This window comes from Bacillus thuringiensis, from assembly GCF_001595725.1.
GTDB classification, from domain to species: Bacteria; Bacillota; Bacilli; order Bacillales; family Bacillaceae_G; genus Bacillus_A; species Bacillus_A thuringiensis_K.
In genome coordinates, this window is sequence record NZ_CP014282.1 from 4,559,359 (window position 1) to 4,579,986 (window position 20,628).

Genomic DNA, 20,628 nt, shown 5'->3' on the forward strand with positions numbered 1-20,628 from the left:
TCCCTTCTTATGCTTTTTGTGTGCCTAAGTCTGCAAGCACGTCTAAAATTTCTTTATAAAACTCTTCACGTGTACCGCCTCGATGAATTTCTTTATATAGCTCACCATCTTGAATGAATAAAATACGCTGGCAGTAACTTGCACTATACGGATCATGTGTAACCATCATAATAGATACGCCTTGATCTTTATTTAAGTTTGTCATCGCATCAAGTAAACTCGCTGCATTTTTAGAATCAAGCGCTCCTGTTGGCTCGTCCCCTAAAATAATTGCAGGCTCATGCACTAAAGCACGCGCTGCTGCCGAACGTTGCTTTTGCCCACCAGATACTTCAGATGGGTACTTTTGAAGTATTTCTGTAATTCCTAACATATCCGCTACTTTCTCGACTTTTGGTCCAATGTTACGTGATGGAACACCTTGCAAGGAAAGTGGAAGTGCGATGTTTTCATAAATAGATAAGTTTTCTAATAAATTAAAATCTTGGAAGATGAATCCTAACTTTTGTGAACGGAAATCTGAAAGCTCACCTTGTTTCATTTTTGTAATATCCGTACCTGCAATTTCAACAACGCCGCCCGTTGCTTTATCCAGCGTTGAAATTACATTTAATAATGTCGTTTTACCAGAACCAGATGGTCCCATAATCCCTACAAACTCACCCTCTTGAATTGAGAATGAAACACCTTTTAACGCGTGTGATTGATTCTCACCTTTTTTACCGTAAACTTTTTGAACGTTTTTCACGTCTACAACTGGTTTCGTCATATATATCCTCCTACGCTTGTTTTTCCATTACCTATTTTGCGCCTTTTGGCGATGAACTGCTATTTGTTAACATTACATTTACCTTACACTTTTGTAATATAAAAAAGGTGTGCTTGTAAGCTTGGCTTTTACTACTAGTTCGTTTTTTGACACAGTAAATCGATAAATGAAATTATATCGGCGATTCCCTCACTTTTATCAGCGATTTTCAAAATATATCGACTTACCGACAAAAACTGACAATACAAATAGGCTGTTCCGCAAAAGGAACAGCCCACTTCTTTCTTTATCCCGCTTTAATGGGCAGTAAGACCCCCACTGATTAAAGTTTCACTTTATTTCTTTAAAGGTGTTACCGTCCAATACGTAATAACACGCCAAATCCATTCTAGTGGACCCATCTTAAAGATTTTCATCCAAATCATACTAAATACAATTTGAATCGCATAAATTGCGATACACACATATAACGTCTGCATGTATGTTAAGTTTCCTGCAAAGTTAAATACACTACCGGCAATTAAAATCATTGCAGTTTGTCCAATATAATTTGTTAACGCCATACGTCCATAATATTTCAGTGGTGCTAATAATGTTTGAACTGGTTTTAATTGAAGTAATAAAATTAACGCTCCAACATAGAAAGCTGAAATGATTGGTCCCACTGTAACACCAATTTTTAAAAATTGGCTTGCAGCGTCCATTGTTCCATCTTCATTCATTAGTATCATATTTACAAATGGATCAGCAGGCACGTGCCCGTATTGATACCATACAGCTACGACACTTAAAACAAACATAACACCTGTAAAAATAGCGACTTTCTTTATATTCTGCGTGAGATTTTCAAATACACGATATTGTCCTGCAGCAAGTCCTAATAAAATTAAGCCAAGTGGTAATAGTTCTTTAACACCCATTACACTAAAAACAATTGTTAAAATAAGACCAATAACTAAGTTCACTTGTTTTTTCGCTTTATAAAATGGCAAAACGATTAACCCGCAAATTGCATATAACGTTAATGCTTCTCCAGGCTGAAACATGTAATGAATCAAACCGAAAATAAATAGTGCCACTAAGCGGCGTAGAAATAGAATATATCCATTCTTCCCCTTCGCAATTGCTCTAGAGATAAAGATATAGAATCCTACTCCAAATAAGAATGAGAAAATTGAGAAGAAACGACCTTCTACAAATAAGTATAGAAACCTTTGATAGCTGGCATCTACTGTATTAGGATCTGGAATTTTAATGTTAAGTAGTGCAAGAATATTTACTAAAATAATCCCCAGTAGTGCGAAGCCACGAATGTAATCTAACTCATCAATTCGTTTATTTGTAATATTGTTCCTCATAAAGCAACTCCTTGTCTAAAATGTAATCCTCCCTTACTCTACTGGAAATGTGATTTTACAACTATCGGCAAACCTTACAGCAATCTTACATTATTGTCATATAACAAAATAAAACCAGGTCATATTTCGACCTGGTTTACTCTGATTGTTTCGATTTTTGCGGTTGTCCTTTTTTACTGTTACGCTGTTTTACTTGAACAATCGGATCAAGTTCATTTGAAAACTCTGCGTTATGTCCATTTTGCGTTTTTTGCTCTGGGTTATTTTGATCTGAACGTTTCGCCATTACATTCACTCCTTATTAGTGGGGTGTAATAATCATTTGATGTTGCAATTGGCGAATTGCCATACGTGCTCTATTTAACTGCTCACGTTGCTCATCATTCGCATGTTGTTGCATCGTTTGTAAATCGTTATATGCTTGTTCTAATTGTAACTGCGCATCCGAATACTCCATCGTATTGTAATGCTCTTGTCTCATGCCTTGGTCTAATTGTTCTTTCGCATATTCCACCGCTTGTTCCGCTTGTGTAATATACGATTCAAGTGATTGACGCTCTGCCATAATTGTCCCTCCTTGCTTCAATTCCCCTTTAGTGTGTCCCTTCCATCTAAACCTTATGAGTATGTTATAATGTATTTTGTTTCATTTTGACTCGGCTTAGGAGGGAAAATAATGAAGGTTCAAAACCCTTTTCCATATACAAACGACAATAAACGTTATCATACATGGAATTACCATTTACGAAATGAATTTGGTGAAAAAATCTTTAAAGTTTCATTAGATGCTGGCTTCGATTGCCCGAACCGTGATGGTACAGTTGCTTATGGCGGTTGTACATTTTGCAGTGCTGCTGGATCTGGTGACTTCGCTGGCAATCGCCGCGATGATGTTATAACGCAATATCATGAAATGAAAGAAAAAATGCGCTCAAAGTGGAAAGACGGAAAATGTATCGCTTATTTCCAGGCGTACACAAATACACATGCACCACTTGAAGTGTTAAAAGAAAAATTCGAACCGCTTCTAGCAGAAAAAGACGTTGTCGGTCTTTCTATCGCAACTCGTCCAGATTGTTTACCAGACGATGTTGTTGCATATTTAGCGGACTTAAATAAACGCACATACCTTTGGGTTGAACTCGGACTACAAACTGTTCATGAACGAACTGCAAACCTTATTAACCGCGCTCACGATTATCCGTCTTATGTGGAAGGTGTAAATAAATTACGCAAGCATGGTATTCGAGTTTGCTCTCATATTATTAACGGCCTTCCACTTGAAGATTACGACATGATGATGGAAACAGCTCGTGAAGTTGCGAAGCTTGATGTACAAGGAATTAAAATCCACTTACTTCACTTATTAAAAGGAACACCAATGGTGAAACAATATGAAAAAGGACAACTAGAATTCCTTTCTCTTGAGGATTACGTAAATCTCGTTGTTGACCAACTTGAAATTATTCCAGAAGACGTAATTGTGCACCGTATCACAGGTGACGGTCCACCTGATTTAATGATTGGTCCAATGTGGAGCTTAAATAAATGGGAAGTATTAAATTCCATTGATGCAGAATTTGTACGCCGCGGAAGCTGGCAAGGAAAATATGCAAATGAGGAGAAACAAAAATGAAATTAGAACGTGTATTACCGTTTGCTCGCACTCTCTTGCAAACGGCAGTAAAAGAAGGCGATTACGCTGTAGATGCAACTTTAGGAAACGGCCATGACACTTGCTTCCTAGCTGAAATCGTTGGCGATAACGGAAAAGTATTTGGATTTGATATTCAAAAAGAGGCGATTGAAAGCTCAACAACTCGTCTAAAAGAAAAAGAACTTTTCGAACGTACTGTTTTAGTTCATGATAGTCACGATACACTCCTATCCGTATTACCAGAAGGTGCAAAAGGAAAAGTAACAGGCGCAATTTTCAACTTAGGTTACCTTCCTGGCGGAGACAAACATATCGTCACAAAACCGAACTCAACAATTTCAGCAATTGAACAATTACTAGAAGTAATGACGCCTCAAGGTATCATCGTCCTTGTCATTTACCACGGACATCCAGAAGGACAAGTAGAACGCGACGCTGTTCTCAAATTCGCGGAAGAACTAGACCAAAAACAAGCTCACGTACTGCGATATGGCTTCATTAACCAGCAAAATAACCCACCATTTATTGTGGCGATTGAGAAACGATAAAGTGAAACTTTAATCAGTGGGGGGAATCCCCCACTGATCATTAGTTGAACCAATCGGGCATTTATGGGCAGTTTATCTCCCAACTAATTTCTTTGCTCCAGCCGAATTTTAAGGTGGGAGTTTTACTGCCCGTTAATGCGGGGTAATATATCAACGATTTTTTCGATATATATCTATCATAACTTACAATATATCAACGATTTCTCGGATATATCGATTGTTCGACAAAACGTAACAAAAAAGACGTGCATTCACTGCACGTCTTTTTATTATTTTCCTATATAATGGATATAAACATTCTTAAAGGAGACGAAACAATGATTGGAATACTAGCAGGAATGGGACCAAAATCGACTGGGCCATTCGTCGATACAGTTGTAGCAAATTGCCAAACAATATACGGAGCAAAGCATGATATGGAATTTCCTCATATGATGATTTATTCATGTCCAACACCGTTTTACATGGATCGCCCTATTGATCACGGAGCGATGAAAAAAGCGATTATTGACGGAGCACAAAAACTTGAAAGTACTGGCGTAAGCTTTATTGCCATGCCGTGTAATACGGCGCATCTTTATTTTGAAGAATTACAGCGTTCGCTTTCTATCCCGATTTTAAATATAGTCGATGAAACGTTACAAGCAATTCCTAAAAATACAAAAAGAGTCGCTCTTCTCGCAACAGAAGCGACAATCCAGGCTGGTATTTATCAAGACGGGATTGCAAAACGTAATATAGAGTACATTCATTATGAAAAATGGCAAACGATGATTAATCAAATTATTACGTATATTAAAAGCGGAGAAGTTGAAGAAGCTCGCAAATTATGGAGCGCACTCGTTGTGCAGTTGAAGGATGAAGTAGCTACCGCAATTATCGCATGTACTGATTTGAATGTTGTGGCTAGTGAGGATTTTGTTGATTCTTCTCAATGTCTTGCGAAAGCGGTTGTTAGGATGTACTTATCAAATATAAAGAGATCTTCATAAACATAGAAAACACTCCTTCTAAAATGTGTTTTATGTTTAATAAAAATCCCACAAACTTTTAACTTTCTTCACAATTCTTTCAAAGTAATCACACTTAATCTCGCTATATTAAAATGAGGAATTTATTCATATAGGGAAGGTTAGGGGAACTGAAAGTATGAAAGTAAATTGTTCGCTTCATTACATTTTTTGGCGTTGGCATTTTTATGCTGGGCTTTTTATTACGCCGCTTCTTATTACGTTGTCACTGAGTGGCATTGGGTATTTATTTCGGGAAGAGGTTGAAGATTTAATCTATAAAGATTTATATTTTGGGAAGAGCGCCCAAACAGAATCTATTTCGATGGCTGATTCTATTTCCTTAACAGAGAAAAAATATCCACATTATAGCGTGGCAAAAATTAGCAAGTTTAATGGGGATTATAATACGAGACTTACGATTGCAAATGAGTATACGGGACAACAAAAATATGTGTATTTAGATAGCAATAATCAAATTGTCGGAGATCAAAACGCAAGTGAAACGTTTGCCAATATAATGCGGGAATTACATAGTTCTCTTTTAGTTGGTGGCACTGTCATCAACTATACTGTAGAACTTGCGGCATGCTGGACAATATTCTTAATTGTGACTGGGTTGTACATGAGTATACGCCAATTCAAAAATACACCGGTATCCAATAAGCGAGAAAAAGCAAAACGACGTCATTCTATTATCGGTATTATATTTACAATTCCACTCGTTCTGCTAGTCGCATCTGGATTGCCATGGTCAGGATTTATGGGTAACCAAATTTATAAAATCGCATCGTCGAATGAATCGCTCGGATATCCGAAATTGTATATGGCGCCGCCTGAATCAAAGGTAAAAGAATTGCCATGGGCAACAAGAAAAGCAGCTCCTCCTGAATCGGATTCAAATGAACCGAAAGCTATTTCTGTCGATGAATTACAAAAAGGAATTGAAATAAAGAAGCCATACGTTATCTCACTACCAGCTGATCCGAAAGGCGTATTCACAGTTTCGAAATCAAGCGGTTCTGGTATTACAGGTATGCATGTTGCACCAAATGAAGAAATAACAGCTTACTTTAATCAATATAGCGGGGAACTCATTTCGAAAACAGACTATCGTGATTATGGATTACTTGCACAATGGTTCACTTACGGTATCCCGCTTCACGAAGGACATTTATTCGGATGGCCAAATAAAATATTATGCTTACTAACGACATTATCTTTATTACTTCTCATTTATTACGGAGTAAAAATGTGGTTAGCAAGAAAGCCGAAAGGAAAATTAGCAGCACCGCCAAAGCAAAGAGATAAGAAAAGCATATTCGTTTTCTTTATCATGATGGTTATACTAGGCGCTGTCATGCCTTTATTCGGACTATCTGTTTTAGTTATTTTTGCGATTGAACTTCTTATATATGTATTTTCAAAAATACGCTCATAGTAAAAAAGCATTTGTACTCCCTTGTACAAATGCTTTTTTATTTACTATTTTCTTTTTTTCTACCACTTATTAAAAAGACGATATCTACTATAATAATTATGCCAATTATTACCTGGGGCACATAATCCATCATAGTAGGACCACTTGGCCTATTCATCATCATATATATTCCAGTTACAAATGAAATGGAAAGTAGCACGAGTAATGTAACCTCAATATGGTCATATAGCTTTTGAAACAATCTCTTCATTTCCGCCACCACCTTTACCATATTATAACAAAGAAAACCACTCTACATGAGTGGTTTTCTTCATCACTGCGCCGTTTTCTTTCGGTACATCTTCCCGTTCCAATAGAAGAATCGTGAAGTGAGACCTCCGTATTTTACAATGCGCCGTGCCATTTTGTGCATATTCTTTTGTGCTGATACTTTTTGGTCTGATAAATAAATACCAAGTAATCCTCGGCTTATGAGACGATGAAACTTCGCATGAGGCAAATCACCAATGCTCTTCTCTGCTTCTTCTACAAAATGTTTCATACGATCTAATATCACTTGCTCGTTTTCGTAATAACTACAGAAATTTAAATCTCCGCCTATACGGTCTTCTTCTTGATCAATGAAATAATCAAGCAAAATATGAAGTCCTTGTACGTAAGGGAAGTATCCTTGTCTAATTTTCGCAATATCTTCATCATGTAATTCATCATGAAATGCATATGCGACAAGACAGAAAATTCCAAGTGTAGAACCGGCACATGCTGAAAATTCAAACCAACTCATCTCAGGTAAGTTTTCTTTATGTGCTTCAAACCAGTTTTTCAGGCGCGGCTCTCTTTCTTCTAATTTCACGTGTTTATGAATTTGCAAATCACAATAATAACAAGCAAGTTCATGAAGAACAGGAGCAATTTTGTCATAGTGCTTCGTTTTCTTTAAAACATCTTGGCATGTTTCAACAAGTTCATCTAAATAACCACCATCATCTTGATCATCACGATAACGATAATAATTACCGCCGCCTTCTACTTCAGGTGATAATGCCATTAACATCGATTCATGCAGTGCGGCAAAATCATTTGGATCAAGTGATGTACTGCGATCACATAAATTATCTAAATAGTCGCTGATCGTTTGATACGCTACGATAAAACGAATACATTCTTCTCGGTGTTCATTTGCTAGCAGAGCTAAAATGCCACCGCCCTCACAATGAAACGTTTTATGCTCAATACTTGCGATTGCCTGACTATGAAGCTCATCATTCGGAATATGGTAGGCACGCTCTTTCCACATCGCTAGCTCATGGTGTACAACCGGAAACACATCACGGTATACTTTCGCCATGAGCGTTATGGGATTACTCGGTACGTTCACTTCTTCCTTCATCTCCTCTATTAAATGTACAAATAATGATTTATTTGTTTGTTTTTACTATATTATTGACATGCATTTCAGTAAATGACTGAATATAACTCAAAATTTCATCACGCTCATACTCATTTAATAGCTCGTGATAACAATTCGGCCATTCTTTAAAAGCCTTATCACTTATTTTAACATTATCAAACCAAGTGCGGACACGTGTTTTATCTACAAGTTTATCCTCACAAGCTTGCATTAGCAAGAGCGGAACATCTGGAAAATCATCTATTTTTTTATGAGCAATTTCGATAGACTTAATCAATTCACTATACCAACGTACTGATACTTTGCGCAAGAACAATGAATCATTCTCCATCGCGTCTCTCACTTCATGATTACGAGTTGACATTTCCACTGTAAGATTCGTTGCAAATTGCAATTTTGGAGCGATAATATTTAATATTTTTGAGGCAGCTTGAAGCGGTGCTGAAGGTCCAGTCACTACCCCTAAACATGGCGAACTTAAAATAATGCCGTCTACATCTTCTCTCTTCGTTTCTTGCATCATACGAATGACGATAAGACCGCCCATACTATGACCGAATAGAAAAATAGGTAACCGATACTTTCTTGCCTCTTTCACCCACAATTTAACTTCCTCTATGTATTCATCAAACGAATCAATATGTCCTCTATTTCTTGAAGTCGTTCCATGTGACGGAAGGTCCCCCATCACGACGTGGTAGCCGATATGATTCCACATTTCTGCAACAGCCTCGTAACGTCCGTGATATTCCATCGCGCCGTGCACAATAATGATTACAGCCTTTGCTTCCTCCGCTTCATAATTCCACATACGGACCTCCTCCATTTCACTCTTTTTCATAATTTGATACACTGAAACTAGTCTCTAGGAAAGGAAGGCTTTACATGATATATCCTTACAAAGAAAAAAATCCGAAAATTGCGAGTAGTGCTTTTATCGCTGATTATGTTACCATTACAGGCGATGTTTCCATTGGTGAAGAATCAAGTATCTGGTTTAATACAGTCATACGCGGTGATGTGTCACCAACAATCATTGGAGACCGAGTAAATGTACAAGACCAATGTACACTTCACCAAAGCCCGCAGTATCCTCTTATTTTAGAAGACGATGTTACCGTTGGGCATCAAGTTATTTTACATAGCTGTCATATTAAACAAGATGCTTTAATTGGAATGGGATCTATTATATTAGATGGTGCTGAAATTGGCGAAGGAGCCTTCATCGGTGCTGGAAGCCTCGTTTCACAAGGAAAGAAAATCCCGCCAAACACGTTAGCTTTCGGTCGCCCAGCGAAAGTCATTCGTGAGTTAACGGAGGAAGACCGTAAAGACATGGAGCGAATTCGCACACAATATGTTGAAAAAGGTCAGTATTATAAATCATTACAGAAGTAACTTTTCCAGCTGCCATTAAAGTGGCAGCTTTTTTATAAAAACTAACTTTTTCTTTACAAAACATTATTACTCCCTCAATAAAATCTTATTAAAATAAAAGCTAATATCTCCATATATATGTAAGCAAGGGAGGAGAATTTTCATGAAGGCCAGTGGACTGTATAAAATAGAATGTTACATTTTCAAAGGAATTAACCGATACTTTGATCAAAAAACATTAAATATCTTTTTCAGCAATATTACTCATATAGGTGGTGCTACTTTCTCAATCGCACTCACACTGTTCTTTTTATTTTTTGCAAAAGGGACTTTGCATCAAACTGCAATCGCATCTGCTATTTCTTTAACAATTAGCCATATTCCTGTACAAATATTAAAAAGATGTTATCCACGAAAACGTCCTTATTTAACAATTCAGGATGCGAAATATCCAGTCCACCCATTAAAAGACCACTCTTTCCCGTCTGGTCATACAACAGCCGTTTTCTCTGTCCTTATTCCATTTATTTGTTATAATCCAAGTTTATTTGTTTTTTTATTACCGTTAGCATTATGCGTCGGTATTTCTCGCATTTATTTAGGACTTCACTATCCGTCAGATGTATTCGTCGGTATGTGCCTTGGCACTTGCTCTGGCATCATCTCTTTTTATCAATTCATCCCACTTTTCACATAAAGGAGTGATATGATGAGAGTCGCCATTTTTACCGATACTTTTACGCCACAAGTTAACGGGGTTGCGAAAACGTTAGAGCGAATAACACAATATTTTCAGAAAGAACAGATCGCCTATTCTGTTTTCGCCCCTCAGCATACAGCTGAAGATAATTTCGTGGCCAATGTGAACAAGATGAGAAGTATCCCGTTAACAATATTATATCCAGAATGTCGCTTTTCTTTTCCTACTCCGCGCATTAAACGAGAACTTCTTTCCTTTAAGCCTGACATTATTCACATTGCTACACCTTTCAACATGGGACTTTGTGGATTATATTATGCAAAAAAGTTAAACATCCCAGTTGTCGGTTCTTATCATACTGATTTCGATGCTTATTTACGCTATTACAAAATCGAATTTCTCTCTAATATGCTTTGGAACTATTTAAAATGGTTTCATAGTCATATGCAAAAAAATTTCGTTCCTTCTTTTGAAACGTTACACCAACTAAAAAATAAAGGCTTTCAGGCCCTATCCATTTGGGGACGTGGTGTAGATTGCACACTCTTTCATCCATCTTACAATACAGACCTATTCCGAAAAAAATATAATATTACAGCGAAGTATGTCCTTTCCTACGTTGGACGGATTGCCCCTGAAAAAGATATTGATACGTTGCAACACCTTATCGTCAAAACAGCCCATACTCGAAATGACATTCATTGGCTCATCGCAGGAGACGGTCCTCTAGCAACAAATTTACGTGAAGCTGTTCCGAAAGCAAATGTCACTTTTACTGGATATTTACAAGGTAAAGATTTAGCTGAAGTATATGCTTGTTCTAACATCATGATATTTCCATCTGCTACTGAAACGTTCGGAAATGTCGTACTCGAATCACTTGCATGCGGTACACCTGTCATCGGTGCAAATAGTGGTGGGGTTAAAAATATTATTGCAGATGGAAAAACAGGAATTCTTTGCCCGCCCAAACATGCGGATTCATTTCTATCATCCATCCATTCTTTATTGCGAAATGAAGAGCAGCTTATACAAATGGGCATAGCTGCTTCGTCTTATGCTAAAACAAAAAGCTGGGATGAGATTTTCCGTGGGTTACTTGACCAATATGAAGAAGTCCTTCAGCACACCGCATCAGAATTACTCGCTTAAACAGAAGAACTCCCTTCAACTAGACGAAGGGAGTTTATTACACAGTTATAAATTTTAGTTTCATAAATGATACATAAGGTTAAACATTGTTTTATTTCTATATTCATTATATCAAAAATAAACATAACTAAACAGACTTGTAATAAAAACCCATAAAAATTAATATATAGTTATACACTATTTTAACTGTATAGTGATTTTAAGAAATTACCCTTAAAATCAACTTACTCACATACCTTTATACAATAATTGTTCCCCAATTTCTGTATACAAAAAAACCTTTCATTCATTTGAAAGGTCTTTTTGAGCCTGCACATATTCTTCTTTCGTATTCACATTTATAAACCAATCCGCATTCGCTTGTACATCTTCACCAACAATATACTTCACATTACATTGTGATAAAAGCTGGCCCATACTTCTTTTTTCTTCCTGAAGCAAAGCATAAATCTTTTCTTTCACTCGATTATGATACGCTGCAAGTAACGGTTGTTTCCTTCCATTAATAATAGGTACAACCGCATCATATTCATTGCTCGTTTGCTCTAATAAAATGGTAAACCACTCATGCGAAACATTTGGCGCATCGCAAGGCATAATAGCGTACCAATCTGCTTCTATGTATTCCATACCTGATACAATGCCGGCCAGCGGTCCATTCCCTTTATAATGCGGGATATCTTCTATAACAGGAACTTGTACGAATTGCTCTACTCGCTCTTTTATATCAGTATGGCTAATTACTACAATGTCTTGCAAAGTATTTCCCATCACTTTCACAATATGCTCAACAAAAGTAGTTCCCTTCCAAATTGCTAACGCTTTCGGCTCACTAAATCTACTCGACATACCGCCCGCTAATACAATTCCAGCACACTTACTCATTGGCGATGCAGCTCAAATGTAATATGGCCTAATTCCGGTAAAATTAATTTATTCATCGCAAGTCGAACCGCTCCGCTAGACCCCGGCATCGAGAAAACTACTTTGCGCCCAATTGTACCACCAATCGCTCTACTTAACATTGCGCTGCTTCCGATATCTTCTAAATAACTAATCATACGGAACAGCTCACCAAATCCAACAATTTCTTTATCTAATAACGCTGATACTGCTTCAATTGTGACATCGCGTTTCGTAATACCAGTACCGCCATTTGTTAATACAACATCTACATCTTCCTTATGATAACCAGCTAACACTGCTTGCTGAATACTTTCTTTATCATCTTTTACAATTTCATAAGAAGTTACTTTATGTCCCGCTTCTTTTAACAATTCATGTAATAGTTGTCCGCTCTTATCTGTTTCTTCCGTACGTGTATCGGAAATCGTAACAATCTTGCAACGCACTTCTTTTGGAGCTTGTTTTTTATGTTCAGTTACACTCATTTTTTATCTTTCCTTTCTTAAAGACTTTTCTTCATTTTATCATACATACCTTTACACAATTATGTATGAAGCCAATCATGCGCCATGATACAATATAAGTATACTAACCCACAAAAAGGAAAGTGCAATTTCTTATACTCCTAGACTACACATCTTTAGCTACTCTTTATATTTTCTACATAATAGAATTCAATTTTAAAACTTGTACTAAAAAATAGATTGGAGGTCTACATAGTATGGAACTTTATAAAAAATTAACAACAACATTCATCCTCTTATTCGTCGCTTCCATCACTGTCGGCTTTTCCTTAAAAGGCGCAATTCCATACGCTACATTAGTAAGCATTATATTCGCGACACTATTTTTACTAAGTAGTGCCTTTTGCGCAAGTAAAGCACGTCAAATGAAAGGTTGATTACATATGTTCAAGAAGAAACCAATCCTTTGTAAATCATGTGAAAAAGAAATACAAACGTATGAAAAAGCGTGGATTCATATGCCATTTCCGGCAAATGGTATGACTAATATAAGAAAGTATATTGAACTAGAAGGACACATTTATTGTAGCTCGTGTATTGAAATAATGAACAAAAACTAGTAAATACAAAAGGTGGGCTTATATTGTTTGAATCAAACCGTATCCAGTTACGAAAGTTTTCCGAAGATGATATTCTAACGTATTATAAATGGCATAATGATATAGACGTTATGAGTTCAACTACCCTTAACCTTGATAAATATTCCTTACAAGATACAGAAAAACTTTGCCAGCAATTTATTCATTCTTCAAACTCTAAAAGCTATATCATTGAAGAAAAAGCTACGCATCTTCCAATTGGTATTACTTCTTTAATTCATATTGATTCGTATAATCGAAACGCTGAATGCATTATTGATATTGGTAAAAAGGATTACTGGGGGCAAGGTTATGGGAAGGAAGCTTTCACTTTATTATTGAATTATGCATTTTTAGAATTAAATTTACATCGCCTTTCTTTACGAGTATTTTCTTTCAACGAGAGAGCAATTAAATTATATAAATCACTCGGTTTTCAACATGAAGGAACTTGTAAAGAAGCTATATTCCGCAACGGCACTTGGCATGACATTGAACTCTTCGCTTTATTCCAACGTAATTATAAATAAAAAAAGCTTTGCGCTCACTGCGCAAAGCTTTTTTTCATATATTATAGACCAGCTTGCTCTTTTAAAGCTGCAGCTTTGTCTGTACGTTCCCATGATAGATCTACATCAGTACGTCCGAAGTGGCCGTAAGCTGCTGTTTGTTTGTAAATTGGGCGACGTAAGTCTAGCATTTTAATAATACCAGCTGGGCGAAGATCGAAGTTGTTACGAACTAGTTCTACTAATACGTCTTCAGATACTTTACCAGTGCCGAATGTATCAACTGAAATTGATACTGGTTGTGCTACACCAATTGCGTATGCAAGTTGTACTTCTGCTTTTTCAGCAAGACCAGCTGCTACGATGTTTTTCGCAACATAACGAGCTGCATATGCTGCAGAACGGTCAACTTTCGTTGCATCTTTACCAGAGAATGCACCGCCACCGTGACGAGCGTATCCACCGTAAGTATCAACGATGATTTTACGTCCTGTTAAACCAGCATCACCTTGTGGTCCACCAATTACGAAGCGGCCAGTTGGGTTAATGAAGAATTTCGTTTCTCCATCGATTAATTCTGCTGGTACTACAGCTTTAATTACGTGCTCTTTTAAGTCGCGATCGATTTCTTCCCATGTAACATCTGGGTGATGTTGTGTAGAAATTACGATAGTATCAACACGTACTGGTTTACCATTTTCATCATACTCAACTGTAACTTGCGTTTTTCCATCCGGACGTAGGTATGATAACGTATCATCTTTACGTACTTCAGTTAAACGGCGAGCTAATTTGTGAGCAAGCGAGATTGGAAGTGGCATTAACTCTTGTGTTTCATTACATGCGAAACCAAACATTAAACCTTGGTCTCCTGCACCAATTGCCTCAATCTCAGCGTCAGTCATTTGACCTTCGCGTGCTTCTAGCGCTTGGTCAACACCCATAGCGATGTCAGCAGATTGCTCATCGATAGATGTTAAAACTGCACAAGTTTCTGCATCGAATCCGTATTTTGCGCGTGTGTAACCAATGCCTTGAATTGTTTCACGAACGATTTTTGGAATATCTACGTAAGTAGAAGTCGTAATTTCCCCCGCTACCAATACTAAACCAGTTGTTACAGTTGTTTCACAAGCTACACGTGCATTTGCGTCTTTTGATAAGATCGCATCTAAAATTGAATCAGAAATTTGGTCACAAATTTTATCTGGATGTCCTTCAGTTACAGACTCAGATGTGAACAGATGACGTTTTTTTGTCATGTGGTAAACCTCCCTACAGTAATTGTATATATTGTACGGAACTCATCCTTAATTTGCCACAGATTGCGACATACATTTATTCTCCCACACAAGCATACAGAAAAACCTTTCCTACTTTATATAGAGGAAAGGTTTAATTTGCTACTTGCATACTGCTTTTTGCCCTTCGCTCTTATCGTTCGAGACCTGTAGCCTCGCACAGGTTTTAGCACCTATTCACCTGCATTTATCAATACAAGTGAGGTTGCTGGGCTTCATCGGGCCTGTCCCTCCGCCAGCTCGGGATAAGAGAGTATCCGTCCCAACCTATACTAAAGAAATGATATTCATTTGTCAATTAATATTCACATTTTCGTGAAAGTTTTTCTCAATGCGCCTAAAATGAAATATTAATAAGGAAATAATGTATTCACACAAACAAAAAGAAATAAATAGTATACATTATTTATATAATTGTGTTATACTCTTGTTGGGGATTACGAGAAATATTTCATTAAATGAAAAGGATGGTATATAAATATGAGTACTGTGAATGTCCAAATTGGTTTACATGAATTATTGAACGGAAGCAATGCACAGATTCAACTAAGTGTTCCGCAATTAGTGGAAAAAGTATTAATGCGAAATGAAGGGAAATTAACTTCTACTGGTGCCGTTTCTGCTTCAACAGGAAAATATACAGGACGTTCTCCTAAAGATAAATTTATTGTGAAAGAAGCATCGGTTGCTGACAAAATTGCTTGGGGAGCTGTAAACCAACCGATTTCTGAAGAACATTTTAATAAATTATATACTAAAGTTTTAGAATACTTAAAAGAAAAAGAAGAGTTATTCGTCTTCAAAGGATTTGCAGGCGCTGACCGCAATTACCGCCTACCAATTCAAGTTATTAATGAATATGCATGGCACAATTTATTTGTACATCAATTATTCATTCGTCCAACTGAAGAAGAATTAACAACTCATGAGTCAGGGTTCACAATTGTTTCTGCACCGAACTTCAAAGCTGATCCAGCTGTTGACGGTACAAACTCTGAAGCATTCATTATGGTTTCATTCGAAAAACGTATTGTACTAATTGGTGGTACAGAATACGCTGGAGAAATGAAAAAATCAATCTTCTCTATTATGAATTTCTTACTACCTGAACAAGATATTCTTTCTATGCATTGCTCTGCAAACGTAGGTGAAGAAGGTGACGTAGCACTATTTTTCGGTTTATCTGGAACAGGTAAAACAACTTTATCTGCTGATCCAAACCGTAAATTAATTGGTGATGATGAGCACGGTTGGTCTGATAACGGTGTATTCAATATTGAAGGCGGTTGCTACGCAAAATGTGTAAACCTTTCTCACGAGAAAGAACCACAAATTTTCGATGCAATCAAATTTGGATCTGTTTTAGAAAACGTTATCATTAATGACCAAACGCGTATCGCAGACTACAACGATACTACTTTAACAGAAAATACTCGTGCTGCATACCCTATGCATGCGATCGACAATATCGTACTGCCAAGTGTTGCTGGACACCCAAATACCATCATTTTCTTAACTGCTGATGCATCTGGCGTATTGCCTCCAATCAGTAAGTTATCAAAAGAACAAGCTATGTATCATTTCTTAAGTGGTTACACTAGTAAACTAGCAGGAACAGAGCGCGGTGTTACATCTCCGCAAGCTACATTCTCAACTTGCTTCGGTTCACCATTCTTACCACTTGATGCATCTCGCTACGCTGAAATGCTTGGTGAAAAAATCGAGAAACACGATGCGAAAGTATTCTTAGTAAACACTGGCTGGACTGGTGGCGAATACGGCGTTGGTAAACGTATGAACTTAGGTTACACTCGTGCAATGATTCAAGCAGCATTAAGCGGCGAACTTGCAAAAACTGAAACAGCTAAACATGACATCTTCGGTCTTGAAGTTCCACTTCACGTACCAGGTGTACCTGACGAAGTGTTAATGCCTGAACAAACTTGGGCTGATAAAGCTGCTTACAAATCAAAAGCAATCGAGCTTGCAAATGAATTCAAAGAGAACTTCAAAAAGTTCGAAAGCGTTTCTGAAGATATTATTAACTTAGGCGGCCCAATCGCTTAAATTAAAAATTTCTGTTGGAATAACCCTTTACTCATATGAATAAGTGTCGTGTAAACGTAAAGTTTCGCGTACTCACCGACAAAACCCAATGCGGCTTAACGGTTACACACACTTACATAAAAAAGAAGCTTACGTGAAAACGTAAGCTTCTTTCTATATCTTATATAAAGTGAAACGTTAATCTCTTGATCTGTGACTTAAATCATAAAATGGCATGCCAACATCTATAATTTTACAGAAAATTCACTTTATATTTATTCGTTTTTAGTTTTTTTATGATACAATTTACATATACAGGAAAGGGTGAGACCTATGAAAAATTTTTCTCGTACAGGAAAAATTTTATTAAGTTATGGAGCAATTCAAGTTTTTTGGGGACTTGTAATGCTTAACGTTAATTTATTTGAGCATACAAGTGAAACGATAAAATATATTATTCTAATTACCGGAATAGTTTGCTGTCTTATATCCAACTTTTTTAAAGAAGCTAAGAGTCATACTAATACGTAATTTCATGTTAACTTATTGGAAGCAGAAACCTGTATTTTATGTAAAGTTATGCTTCCTGCTGTACTATCCATCACTGAATCACTTATCCCAGAGTAAACCCATTTCAACAGAGACAAATCATGGCTTCGAACATATAAATTATATCCCTACTCACTACATCTCTCGGGTTTCACATCGCATGGGGCTAAAAAAGGCCCTGACCGCTTCTATCCGTGGCTGGATCATCTATTCCATCTAAAAAGAATTCTTTTATCTTTTTATCTTTTTTAGCTCTTTGTTAGTTCTTTCTCATCTTTCATGCTATAGTAACCTAAATTCACAACGATTAAGAAATAACCACCCATAATCCCTACTGCAAACGCCCACATAACCATGTGGTGCTCAATTTCGTACATAATAATAGCACCCAAAATGGCAGCTGCAAAACGGTTAAACATACCGAGTGTCGGTGCTTTCGTCTTCTTTACAATACTATCTCCAAGCTTCTCAATTCTTCTCCCTAAAAGCCAAACGCAATACATACTTACAATAAGCCCAATTCCAGCGCCTAAAAAGTGTGCTGAAAACGGTGTTAACATCCATCCTAGTAACAAAATACCTAGTATATAATACGATTGGATTTTAAATGATCTTAGTGACATACTAATCATGCTGTACCTCTCTTCATTCGTTCTTATCTATCCAACAAAAAATTTCTTTCAAATTCATATTCCTTACATTCATTTCATTCAAATTAAAAACAACATAAACAGTATGTTTATGTTGTTTAAATGTTTTTAGAAAATAATATTATACAAGATTTCAAACATCATATTCTCATATTTTGTGACGGTTTTTCAAACTTTTTTCGTCCATTTATGAAAAAAATGATATCAATCTATGAACATACGGATATGATGTAATAAGCACACAAATAAAGGGGGCGTCTAATGATTTATTTTTTAATGGCTCTCATTCACCTCATTATCCCTGCACTTATTGGACTTTCATTGTATTGGTACACGAAAAATCATAGCATTTTTTACGCTGTCCTCGGTGTTCTTCTTCCAGGTATTATTCTTATTACACTCTTCCGTATTCCATTTTTAAACTTAATTCCACTTATTACTGCTATCTTATTTCTCATCTTCTTACCAAAAAATAAAAAAATAGGAAAGCAGATCATAGGTGATCTGTTTTCCTATTTTGATATAGGTTCCCCTGCAATAGAATGAACTTTTCCTTTCTGGGATTTCACAAACCATAGACCGACAAAAATGATAATTCCACCGATGATCTGTTGAAACGATACATATTCATTTGCCCAGACAGCTGCAAATAAAACAGCTACAAGCGGCGTTATATACATATATACCATCGTATGTGACGCTCCAATTTTTTGAACACCAACATACCACATTACTAGACCAAATACTGTTACAAAGAAAATAGAATATAGTAAAGCAAATAGTGTCATTCCGTGAATAATGTGAAATGGCATGACAAACACATGCGGACCACTTAACAATAATAGCGGAATCGCACCCACTAGCGCAGACCATGCTGTAACACGTAATGCTGAATATTTTTTAATTAATGGTCCTGCTAAAACAGGATAAAGCCCCCAGCATATTGATGTAATAAGTCCAATTCCATTGCCATAAAAAGAACTAGTAAGTGAATGCCCTGCTACTAAAACTAATGCTGCACCAACAAAAGCAATCATAGAACCGATTAACTTTCGAGAAGAAAAATTTTCTTGTTTCAGAAAAATCGCAAATACAGTTGTAAAAATAGGTGATATAGAAATGAGTAAAGAGGCATTTGTAGCGGATGTATATTTGACAGTTTCCATAAATAGCGTTTGATACAGTACAATACCTACAACGCTAACGATGATTAATCTAGGTATATCCTTTCGCTCCATATAAACCGACTTTTCAATAAAAAAGGTAAGGAGTAACAGAAGCGGTGCCGCCGCCATCATACGAAGTGCAGTAAACTCAATTGCTGTAAATTCTAAAAGTCCATACTTCGCAATTGTATAGTTAATCCCCCAAATAATAACAACACTTAAAATTAATAACTCAATTCCCCATCTTCTCATGCGTATCCCCTCCGCAAAGAAGATTATACAGAAAATTCAATCACATGTACATTTCATTATGTGAAAAAATCTTCGTATTGTCAGGAGAGGTGTACGTTATTTGGTGTATGAATTTATATCGGCGATTTTTCGAATATATCGGCGCAACTCGAATTATATCAGCGATTTTTTAAATATATCGACTTATCAACAAAAAACGACAATAATAGCAACTTATACAATAAAAAAAGGTGGTTCCAACATACATTTTGGACCACCTTTCCTTTACTACACTCGAACATGTAACTTCATATTCGGATTATAAAATTGGCTCGGACTCTTCAGCTGAAAAGTTCCTCCACCTTCATGCCAATCAACCGTTAACTTATCGTCCATAAATACAAGCTTTGTACGATCAGCGATAAAATTCATTGTGCTTGATTCAATATCCACATCGCGCTCATCTTTCTCTGCTACAGCTACTAAATCGATGATTCCGCTCATGACACAACCGCAACCCTCATTATCGTAAAATAACTTTATATATTTCGCTTCACTTGGAATCGTATCCATAATCTTTTTATATGCTGCTTCTGTTACAGTAACGTACATATGTTAATCTTCATCCTCTCTTCTCTTATCATTCATATATTGTATCACCATTTTTCTTAAAAGTTATATACAGAAAATTAAGACTAATATACAATGTATGTGATAAAGTTTCAGCAATCGAGCTTTTATGAGT

Annotated in this window: 25 protein-coding genes, 1 pseudogene and 1 riboswitch; of the genes and pseudogenes, 13 read left to right on the forward strand and 13 right to left on the reverse strand. The window is 36.6% G+C overall.

What is annotated here, in order from left to right; translation table 11 throughout:
* Positions 1-7 precede the first annotated feature (7 nt).
* The 4 genes from AXW78_RS22905 to AXW78_RS22920 form a co-directional block, all read right to left on the reverse strand.
* A complete protein-coding gene (locus tag AXW78_RS22905; RefSeq protein ID WP_000165843.1) occupies positions 8-769 on the reverse strand; it encodes an ABC transporter ATP-binding protein in 762 nt (253 codons plus the stop codon).
* Between the two features lie 335 nt (positions 770-1,104).
* Positions 1,105-2,127, reverse strand: coding sequence for a DUF418 domain-containing protein (locus AXW78_RS22910; protein ID WP_001245422.1), 1,023 nt, complete (start codon positions 2,125-2,127; stop codon positions 1,105-1,107).
* Between the two features lie 136 nt (positions 2,128-2,263).
* Positions 2,264-2,413, reverse strand: coding sequence for a hypothetical protein (locus AXW78_RS22915; protein WP_001129340.1), 150 nt, complete (start codon positions 2,411-2,413; stop codon positions 2,264-2,266).
* A gap of 15 nt (positions 2,414-2,428) precedes the next feature.
* Positions 2,429-2,692 carry a YtzC family protein gene (locus AXW78_RS22920; protein WP_000840869.1) on the reverse strand — a complete coding sequence of 88 codons (264 nt, stop codon included), beginning with the start codon at positions 2,690-2,692 and terminating at the stop codon, positions 2,429-2,431.
* A 111-nt stretch (positions 2,693-2,803) separates the two neighbouring features.
* Between AXW78_RS22920 and AXW78_RS22925 the strand changes: the two genes are divergently transcribed.
* The 4 genes from AXW78_RS22925 (at position 2,804) to AXW78_RS22940 (ending at position 6,783) form a co-directional block, all read left to right on the forward strand.
* Positions 2,804-3,763 (forward strand): tRNA modification radical SAM protein MnmL/YtqA, encoded by a 960-nt coding sequence (locus AXW78_RS22925; protein ID WP_000868042.1) that lies wholly within the window; start codon positions 2,804-2,806, stop codon positions 3,761-3,763.
* The gene (locus AXW78_RS22930; RefSeq protein WP_000764494.1) at positions 3,760-4,332 is read left to right on the forward strand and encodes a tRNA 5-(aminomethyl)-2-thiouridylate-methyltransferase MnmM; all 573 of its coding nucleotides are present in this window, start codon (positions 3,760-3,762) and stop codon (positions 4,330-4,332) included. Before AXW78_RS22925 ends, AXW78_RS22930 begins: the two co-directional genes overlap by 4 nt.
* 317 nt (positions 4,333-4,649) lie before the next feature.
* A complete protein-coding gene (locus AXW78_RS22935; protein WP_061884684.1) occupies positions 4,650-5,324 on the forward strand; it encodes an aspartate/glutamate racemase family protein in 675 nt (224 codons plus the stop codon).
* A 157-nt stretch (positions 5,325-5,481) separates the two neighbouring features.
* Positions 5,482-6,783, forward strand: a complete 1,302-nt coding sequence (locus tag AXW78_RS22940; protein ID WP_061884685.1) for a PepSY-associated TM helix domain-containing protein — start codon at positions 5,482-5,484, stop codon at positions 6,781-6,783.
* A 37-nt stretch (positions 6,784-6,820) separates the two neighbouring features.
* Here AXW78_RS22940 and AXW78_RS22945 read toward each other — a convergent pair whose 3' ends face one another.
* From AXW78_RS22945 to AXW78_RS22955, 3 genes are all read right to left on the reverse strand, one after another.
* Positions 6,821-7,033, reverse strand: coding sequence for a hypothetical protein (locus AXW78_RS22945; protein WP_061884686.1), 213 nt, complete (start codon positions 7,031-7,033; stop codon positions 6,821-6,823).
* 63 nt (positions 7,034-7,096) lie between these two features.
* Positions 7,097-8,161: a tetraprenyl-beta-curcumene synthase family protein gene (locus tag AXW78_RS22950; protein WP_001102462.1), complete on the reverse strand. Its 1,065-nt coding sequence runs from the start codon at positions 8,159-8,161 to the stop codon at positions 7,097-7,099.
* Positions 8,162-8,201: 40 nt separating this feature from the next.
* Positions 8,202-9,005: an alpha/beta hydrolase gene (locus tag AXW78_RS22955; RefSeq protein WP_000267406.1), complete on the reverse strand. Its 804-nt coding sequence runs from the start codon at positions 9,003-9,005 to the stop codon at positions 8,202-8,204.
* A gap of 74 nt (positions 9,006-9,079) precedes the next feature.
* Between AXW78_RS22955 and AXW78_RS22960 the strand changes: the two genes are divergently transcribed.
* The 3 genes from AXW78_RS22960 to AXW78_RS22970 all read left to right on the forward strand — a co-directional run bounded on the left by AXW78_RS22960 (position 9,080) and on the right by AXW78_RS22970 (position 11,423).
* Positions 9,080-9,592, forward strand: coding sequence for a gamma carbonic anhydrase (locus tag AXW78_RS22960; protein WP_000640201.1), 513 nt, complete (start codon positions 9,080-9,082; stop codon positions 9,590-9,592).
* A 142-nt stretch (positions 9,593-9,734) separates the two neighbouring features.
* Positions 9,735-10,268 carry a phosphatase PAP2 family protein gene (locus AXW78_RS22965; RefSeq protein WP_000647632.1) on the forward strand — a complete coding sequence of 178 codons (534 nt, stop codon included), beginning with the start codon at positions 9,735-9,737 and terminating at the stop codon, positions 10,266-10,268.
* A gap of 12 nt (positions 10,269-10,280) precedes the next feature.
* The gene (locus tag AXW78_RS22970; RefSeq protein ID WP_001261598.1) at positions 10,281-11,423 is read left to right on the forward strand and encodes a glycosyltransferase family 4 protein; all 1,143 of its coding nucleotides are present in this window, start codon (positions 10,281-10,283) and stop codon (positions 11,421-11,423) included.
* A 282-nt stretch (positions 11,424-11,705) separates the two neighbouring features.
* Here the strand turns inward: AXW78_RS22970 and AXW78_RS22975 are convergent, their stop codons facing one another.
* A complete protein-coding gene (locus AXW78_RS22975) occupies positions 11,706-12,308 on the reverse strand; it encodes a molybdenum cofactor guanylyltransferase (protein WP_061884687.1) in 603 nt (200 codons plus the stop codon).
* The gene (locus tag AXW78_RS22980) at positions 12,305-12,814 is read right to left on the reverse strand and encodes a MogA/MoaB family molybdenum cofactor biosynthesis protein (RefSeq protein ID WP_000117124.1); all 510 of its coding nucleotides are present in this window, start codon (positions 12,812-12,814) and stop codon (positions 12,305-12,307) included. Before AXW78_RS22980 ends, AXW78_RS22975 begins: the two co-directional genes overlap by 4 nt.
* Positions 12,815-13,050: 236 nt before the next feature.
* Between AXW78_RS22980 and AXW78_RS22985 the strand changes: the two genes are divergently transcribed.
* From AXW78_RS22985 to AXW78_RS22990, 3 genes are read left to right on the forward strand one after another with little or no spacing between them, the layout of a single operon-like run.
* Positions 13,051-13,230 carry a hypothetical protein gene (locus AXW78_RS22985; protein WP_000424808.1) on the forward strand — a complete coding sequence of 60 codons (180 nt, stop codon included), beginning with the start codon at positions 13,051-13,053 and terminating at the stop codon, positions 13,228-13,230.
* A gap of 6 nt (positions 13,231-13,236) precedes the next feature.
* Positions 13,237-13,413: a hypothetical protein gene (locus AXW78_RS34515; RefSeq protein ID WP_000473607.1), complete on the forward strand. Its 177-nt coding sequence runs from the start codon at positions 13,237-13,239 to the stop codon at positions 13,411-13,413.
* Between the two features lie 23 nt (positions 13,414-13,436).
* Positions 13,437-13,961 (forward strand): GNAT family N-acetyltransferase, encoded by a 525-nt coding sequence (locus tag AXW78_RS22990; RefSeq protein WP_000464117.1) that lies wholly within the window; start codon positions 13,437-13,439, stop codon positions 13,959-13,961.
* Positions 13,962-14,002: 41 nt separating this feature from the next.
* Here AXW78_RS22990 and metK read toward each other — a convergent pair whose 3' ends face one another.
* Positions 14,003-15,202 (reverse strand): methionine adenosyltransferase, encoded by a 1,200-nt coding sequence (gene metK, locus AXW78_RS22995; RefSeq protein WP_000163115.1) that lies wholly within the window; start codon positions 15,200-15,202, stop codon positions 14,003-14,005.
* Positions 15,203-15,371: 169 nt separating this feature from the next.
* A riboswitch (SAM riboswitch) is annotated at positions 15,372-15,493 on the reverse strand.
* A gap of 228 nt (positions 15,494-15,721) precedes the next feature.
* Here metK and pckA point away from each other — a divergent pair.
* Together pckA and AXW78_RS23005 are read left to right on the forward strand one after the other, a co-directional pair.
* A complete protein-coding gene (gene pckA / locus AXW78_RS23000) occupies positions 15,722-17,308 on the forward strand; it encodes a phosphoenolpyruvate carboxykinase (ATP) (protein ID WP_000108811.1) in 1,587 nt (528 codons plus the stop codon).
* Between the two features lie 312 nt (positions 17,309-17,620).
* Positions 17,621-17,818, forward strand: coding sequence for a hypothetical protein (locus AXW78_RS23005; protein WP_061884688.1), 198 nt, complete (start codon positions 17,621-17,623; stop codon positions 17,816-17,818).
* A gap of 266 nt (positions 17,819-18,084) precedes the next feature.
* On the opposite strand, the gene AXW78_RS23010 is transcribed toward AXW78_RS23005, so the two are convergent.
* The gene (locus tag AXW78_RS23010; protein WP_000624926.1) at positions 18,085-18,468 is read right to left on the reverse strand and encodes an ATP synthase subunit I; all 384 of its coding nucleotides are present in this window, start codon (positions 18,466-18,468) and stop codon (positions 18,085-18,087) included.
* A 279-nt stretch (positions 18,469-18,747) separates the two neighbouring features.
* Here AXW78_RS23010 and AXW78_RS23015 point away from each other — a divergent pair.
* Positions 18,748-18,966: pseudogene (locus tag AXW78_RS23015) on the forward strand (hypothetical protein); the annotation flags it as partial.
* A gap of 32 nt (positions 18,967-18,998) precedes the next feature.
* Here AXW78_RS23015 and AXW78_RS23020 read toward each other — a convergent pair.
* Complete coding sequence (locus AXW78_RS23020; RefSeq protein WP_001255416.1) at positions 18,999-19,904, reverse strand: DMT family transporter; 906 nt, start codon at positions 19,902-19,904, stop codon at positions 18,999-19,001.
* Positions 19,905-20,171: 267 nt separating this feature from the next.
* Entirely contained in the window at positions 20,172-20,495 is a 324-nt protein-coding gene (locus AXW78_RS23025) for an iron-sulfur cluster biosynthesis family protein (RefSeq protein ID WP_000289570.1), read from the reverse strand.
* Between the last annotated feature and the right edge of the window lie 133 nt (positions 20,496-20,628).

Bases quoted from the DNA above. Each gene is read 5' to 3' on its own strand.
- AXW78_RS22905 (WP_000165843.1), bottom strand. From the start codon at position 769: ATGACGAAACCAGTTGTAGACGTGAAAAACGTTCAAAAAGTTTACGGT.
- AXW78_RS22910 (WP_001245422.1), bottom strand. From the start codon at position 2,127: ATGAGGAACAATATTACAAATAAACGAATTGATGAGTTAGATTACATT.
- AXW78_RS22915 (WP_001129340.1), bottom strand. From the start codon at position 2,413: ATGGCGAAACGTTCAGATCAAAATAACCCAGAGCAAAAAACGCAAAAT.
- AXW78_RS22920 (WP_000840869.1), bottom strand. From the start codon at position 2,692: ATGGCAGAGCGTCAATCACTTGAATCGTATATTACACAAGCGGAACAA.
- AXW78_RS22925 (WP_000868042.1), top strand. From the start codon at position 2,804: ATGAAGGTTCAAAACCCTTTTCCATATACAAACGACAATAAACGTTAT.
- AXW78_RS22930 (WP_000764494.1), top strand. From the start codon at position 3,760: ATGAAATTAGAACGTGTATTACCGTTTGCTCGCACTCTCTTGCAAACG.
- AXW78_RS22935 (WP_061884684.1), top strand. From the start codon at position 4,650: ATGATTGGAATACTAGCAGGAATGGGACCAAAATCGACTGGGCCATTC.
- AXW78_RS22940 (WP_061884685.1), top strand. From the start codon at position 5,482: ATGAAAGTAAATTGTTCGCTTCATTACATTTTTTGGCGTTGGCATTTT.
- AXW78_RS22945 (WP_061884686.1), bottom strand. From the start codon at position 7,033: ATGAAGAGATTGTTTCAAAAGCTATATGACCATATTGAGGTTACATTA.
- AXW78_RS22955 (WP_000267406.1), bottom strand. From the start codon at position 9,005: ATGTGGAATTATGAAGCGGAGGAAGCAAAGGCTGTAATCATTATTGTG.
- AXW78_RS22960 (WP_000640201.1), top strand. From the start codon at position 9,080: ATGATATATCCTTACAAAGAAAAAAATCCGAAAATTGCGAGTAGTGCT.
- AXW78_RS22965 (WP_000647632.1), top strand. From the start codon at position 9,735: ATGAAGGCCAGTGGACTGTATAAAATAGAATGTTACATTTTCAAAGGA.
- AXW78_RS22970 (WP_001261598.1), top strand. From the start codon at position 10,281: ATGAGAGTCGCCATTTTTACCGATACTTTTACGCCACAAGTTAACGGG.
- AXW78_RS22975 (WP_061884687.1), bottom strand. From the start codon at position 12,308: ATGAGTAAGTGTGCTGGAATTGTATTAGCGGGCGGTATGTCGAGTAGA.
- AXW78_RS22980 (WP_000117124.1), bottom strand. From the start codon at position 12,814: ATGAGTGTAACTGAACATAAAAAACAAGCTCCAAAAGAAGTGCGTTGC.
- AXW78_RS22985 (WP_000424808.1), top strand. From the start codon at position 13,051: ATGGAACTTTATAAAAAATTAACAACAACATTCATCCTCTTATTCGTC.
- AXW78_RS34515 (WP_000473607.1), top strand. From the start codon at position 13,237: ATGTTCAAGAAGAAACCAATCCTTTGTAAATCATGTGAAAAAGAAATA.
- metK (WP_000163115.1), bottom strand. From the start codon at position 15,202: ATGACAAAAAAACGTCATCTGTTCACATCTGAGTCTGTAACTGAAGGA.
- pckA (WP_000108811.1), top strand. From the start codon at position 15,722: ATGAGTACTGTGAATGTCCAAATTGGTTTACATGAATTATTGAACGGA.
- AXW78_RS23005 (WP_061884688.1), top strand. From the start codon at position 17,621: ATGAAAAATTTTTCTCGTACAGGAAAAATTTTATTAAGTTATGGAGCA.
- AXW78_RS23010 (WP_000624926.1), bottom strand. From the start codon at position 18,468: ATGATTAGTATGTCACTAAGATCATTTAAAATCCAATCGTATTATATA.
- AXW78_RS23020 (WP_001255416.1), bottom strand. From the start codon at position 19,904: ATGAGAAGATGGGGAATTGAGTTATTAATTTTAAGTGTTGTTATTATT.
- AXW78_RS23025 (WP_000289570.1), bottom strand. From the start codon at position 20,495: ATGTACGTTACTGTAACAGAAGCAGCATATAAAAAGATTATGGATACG.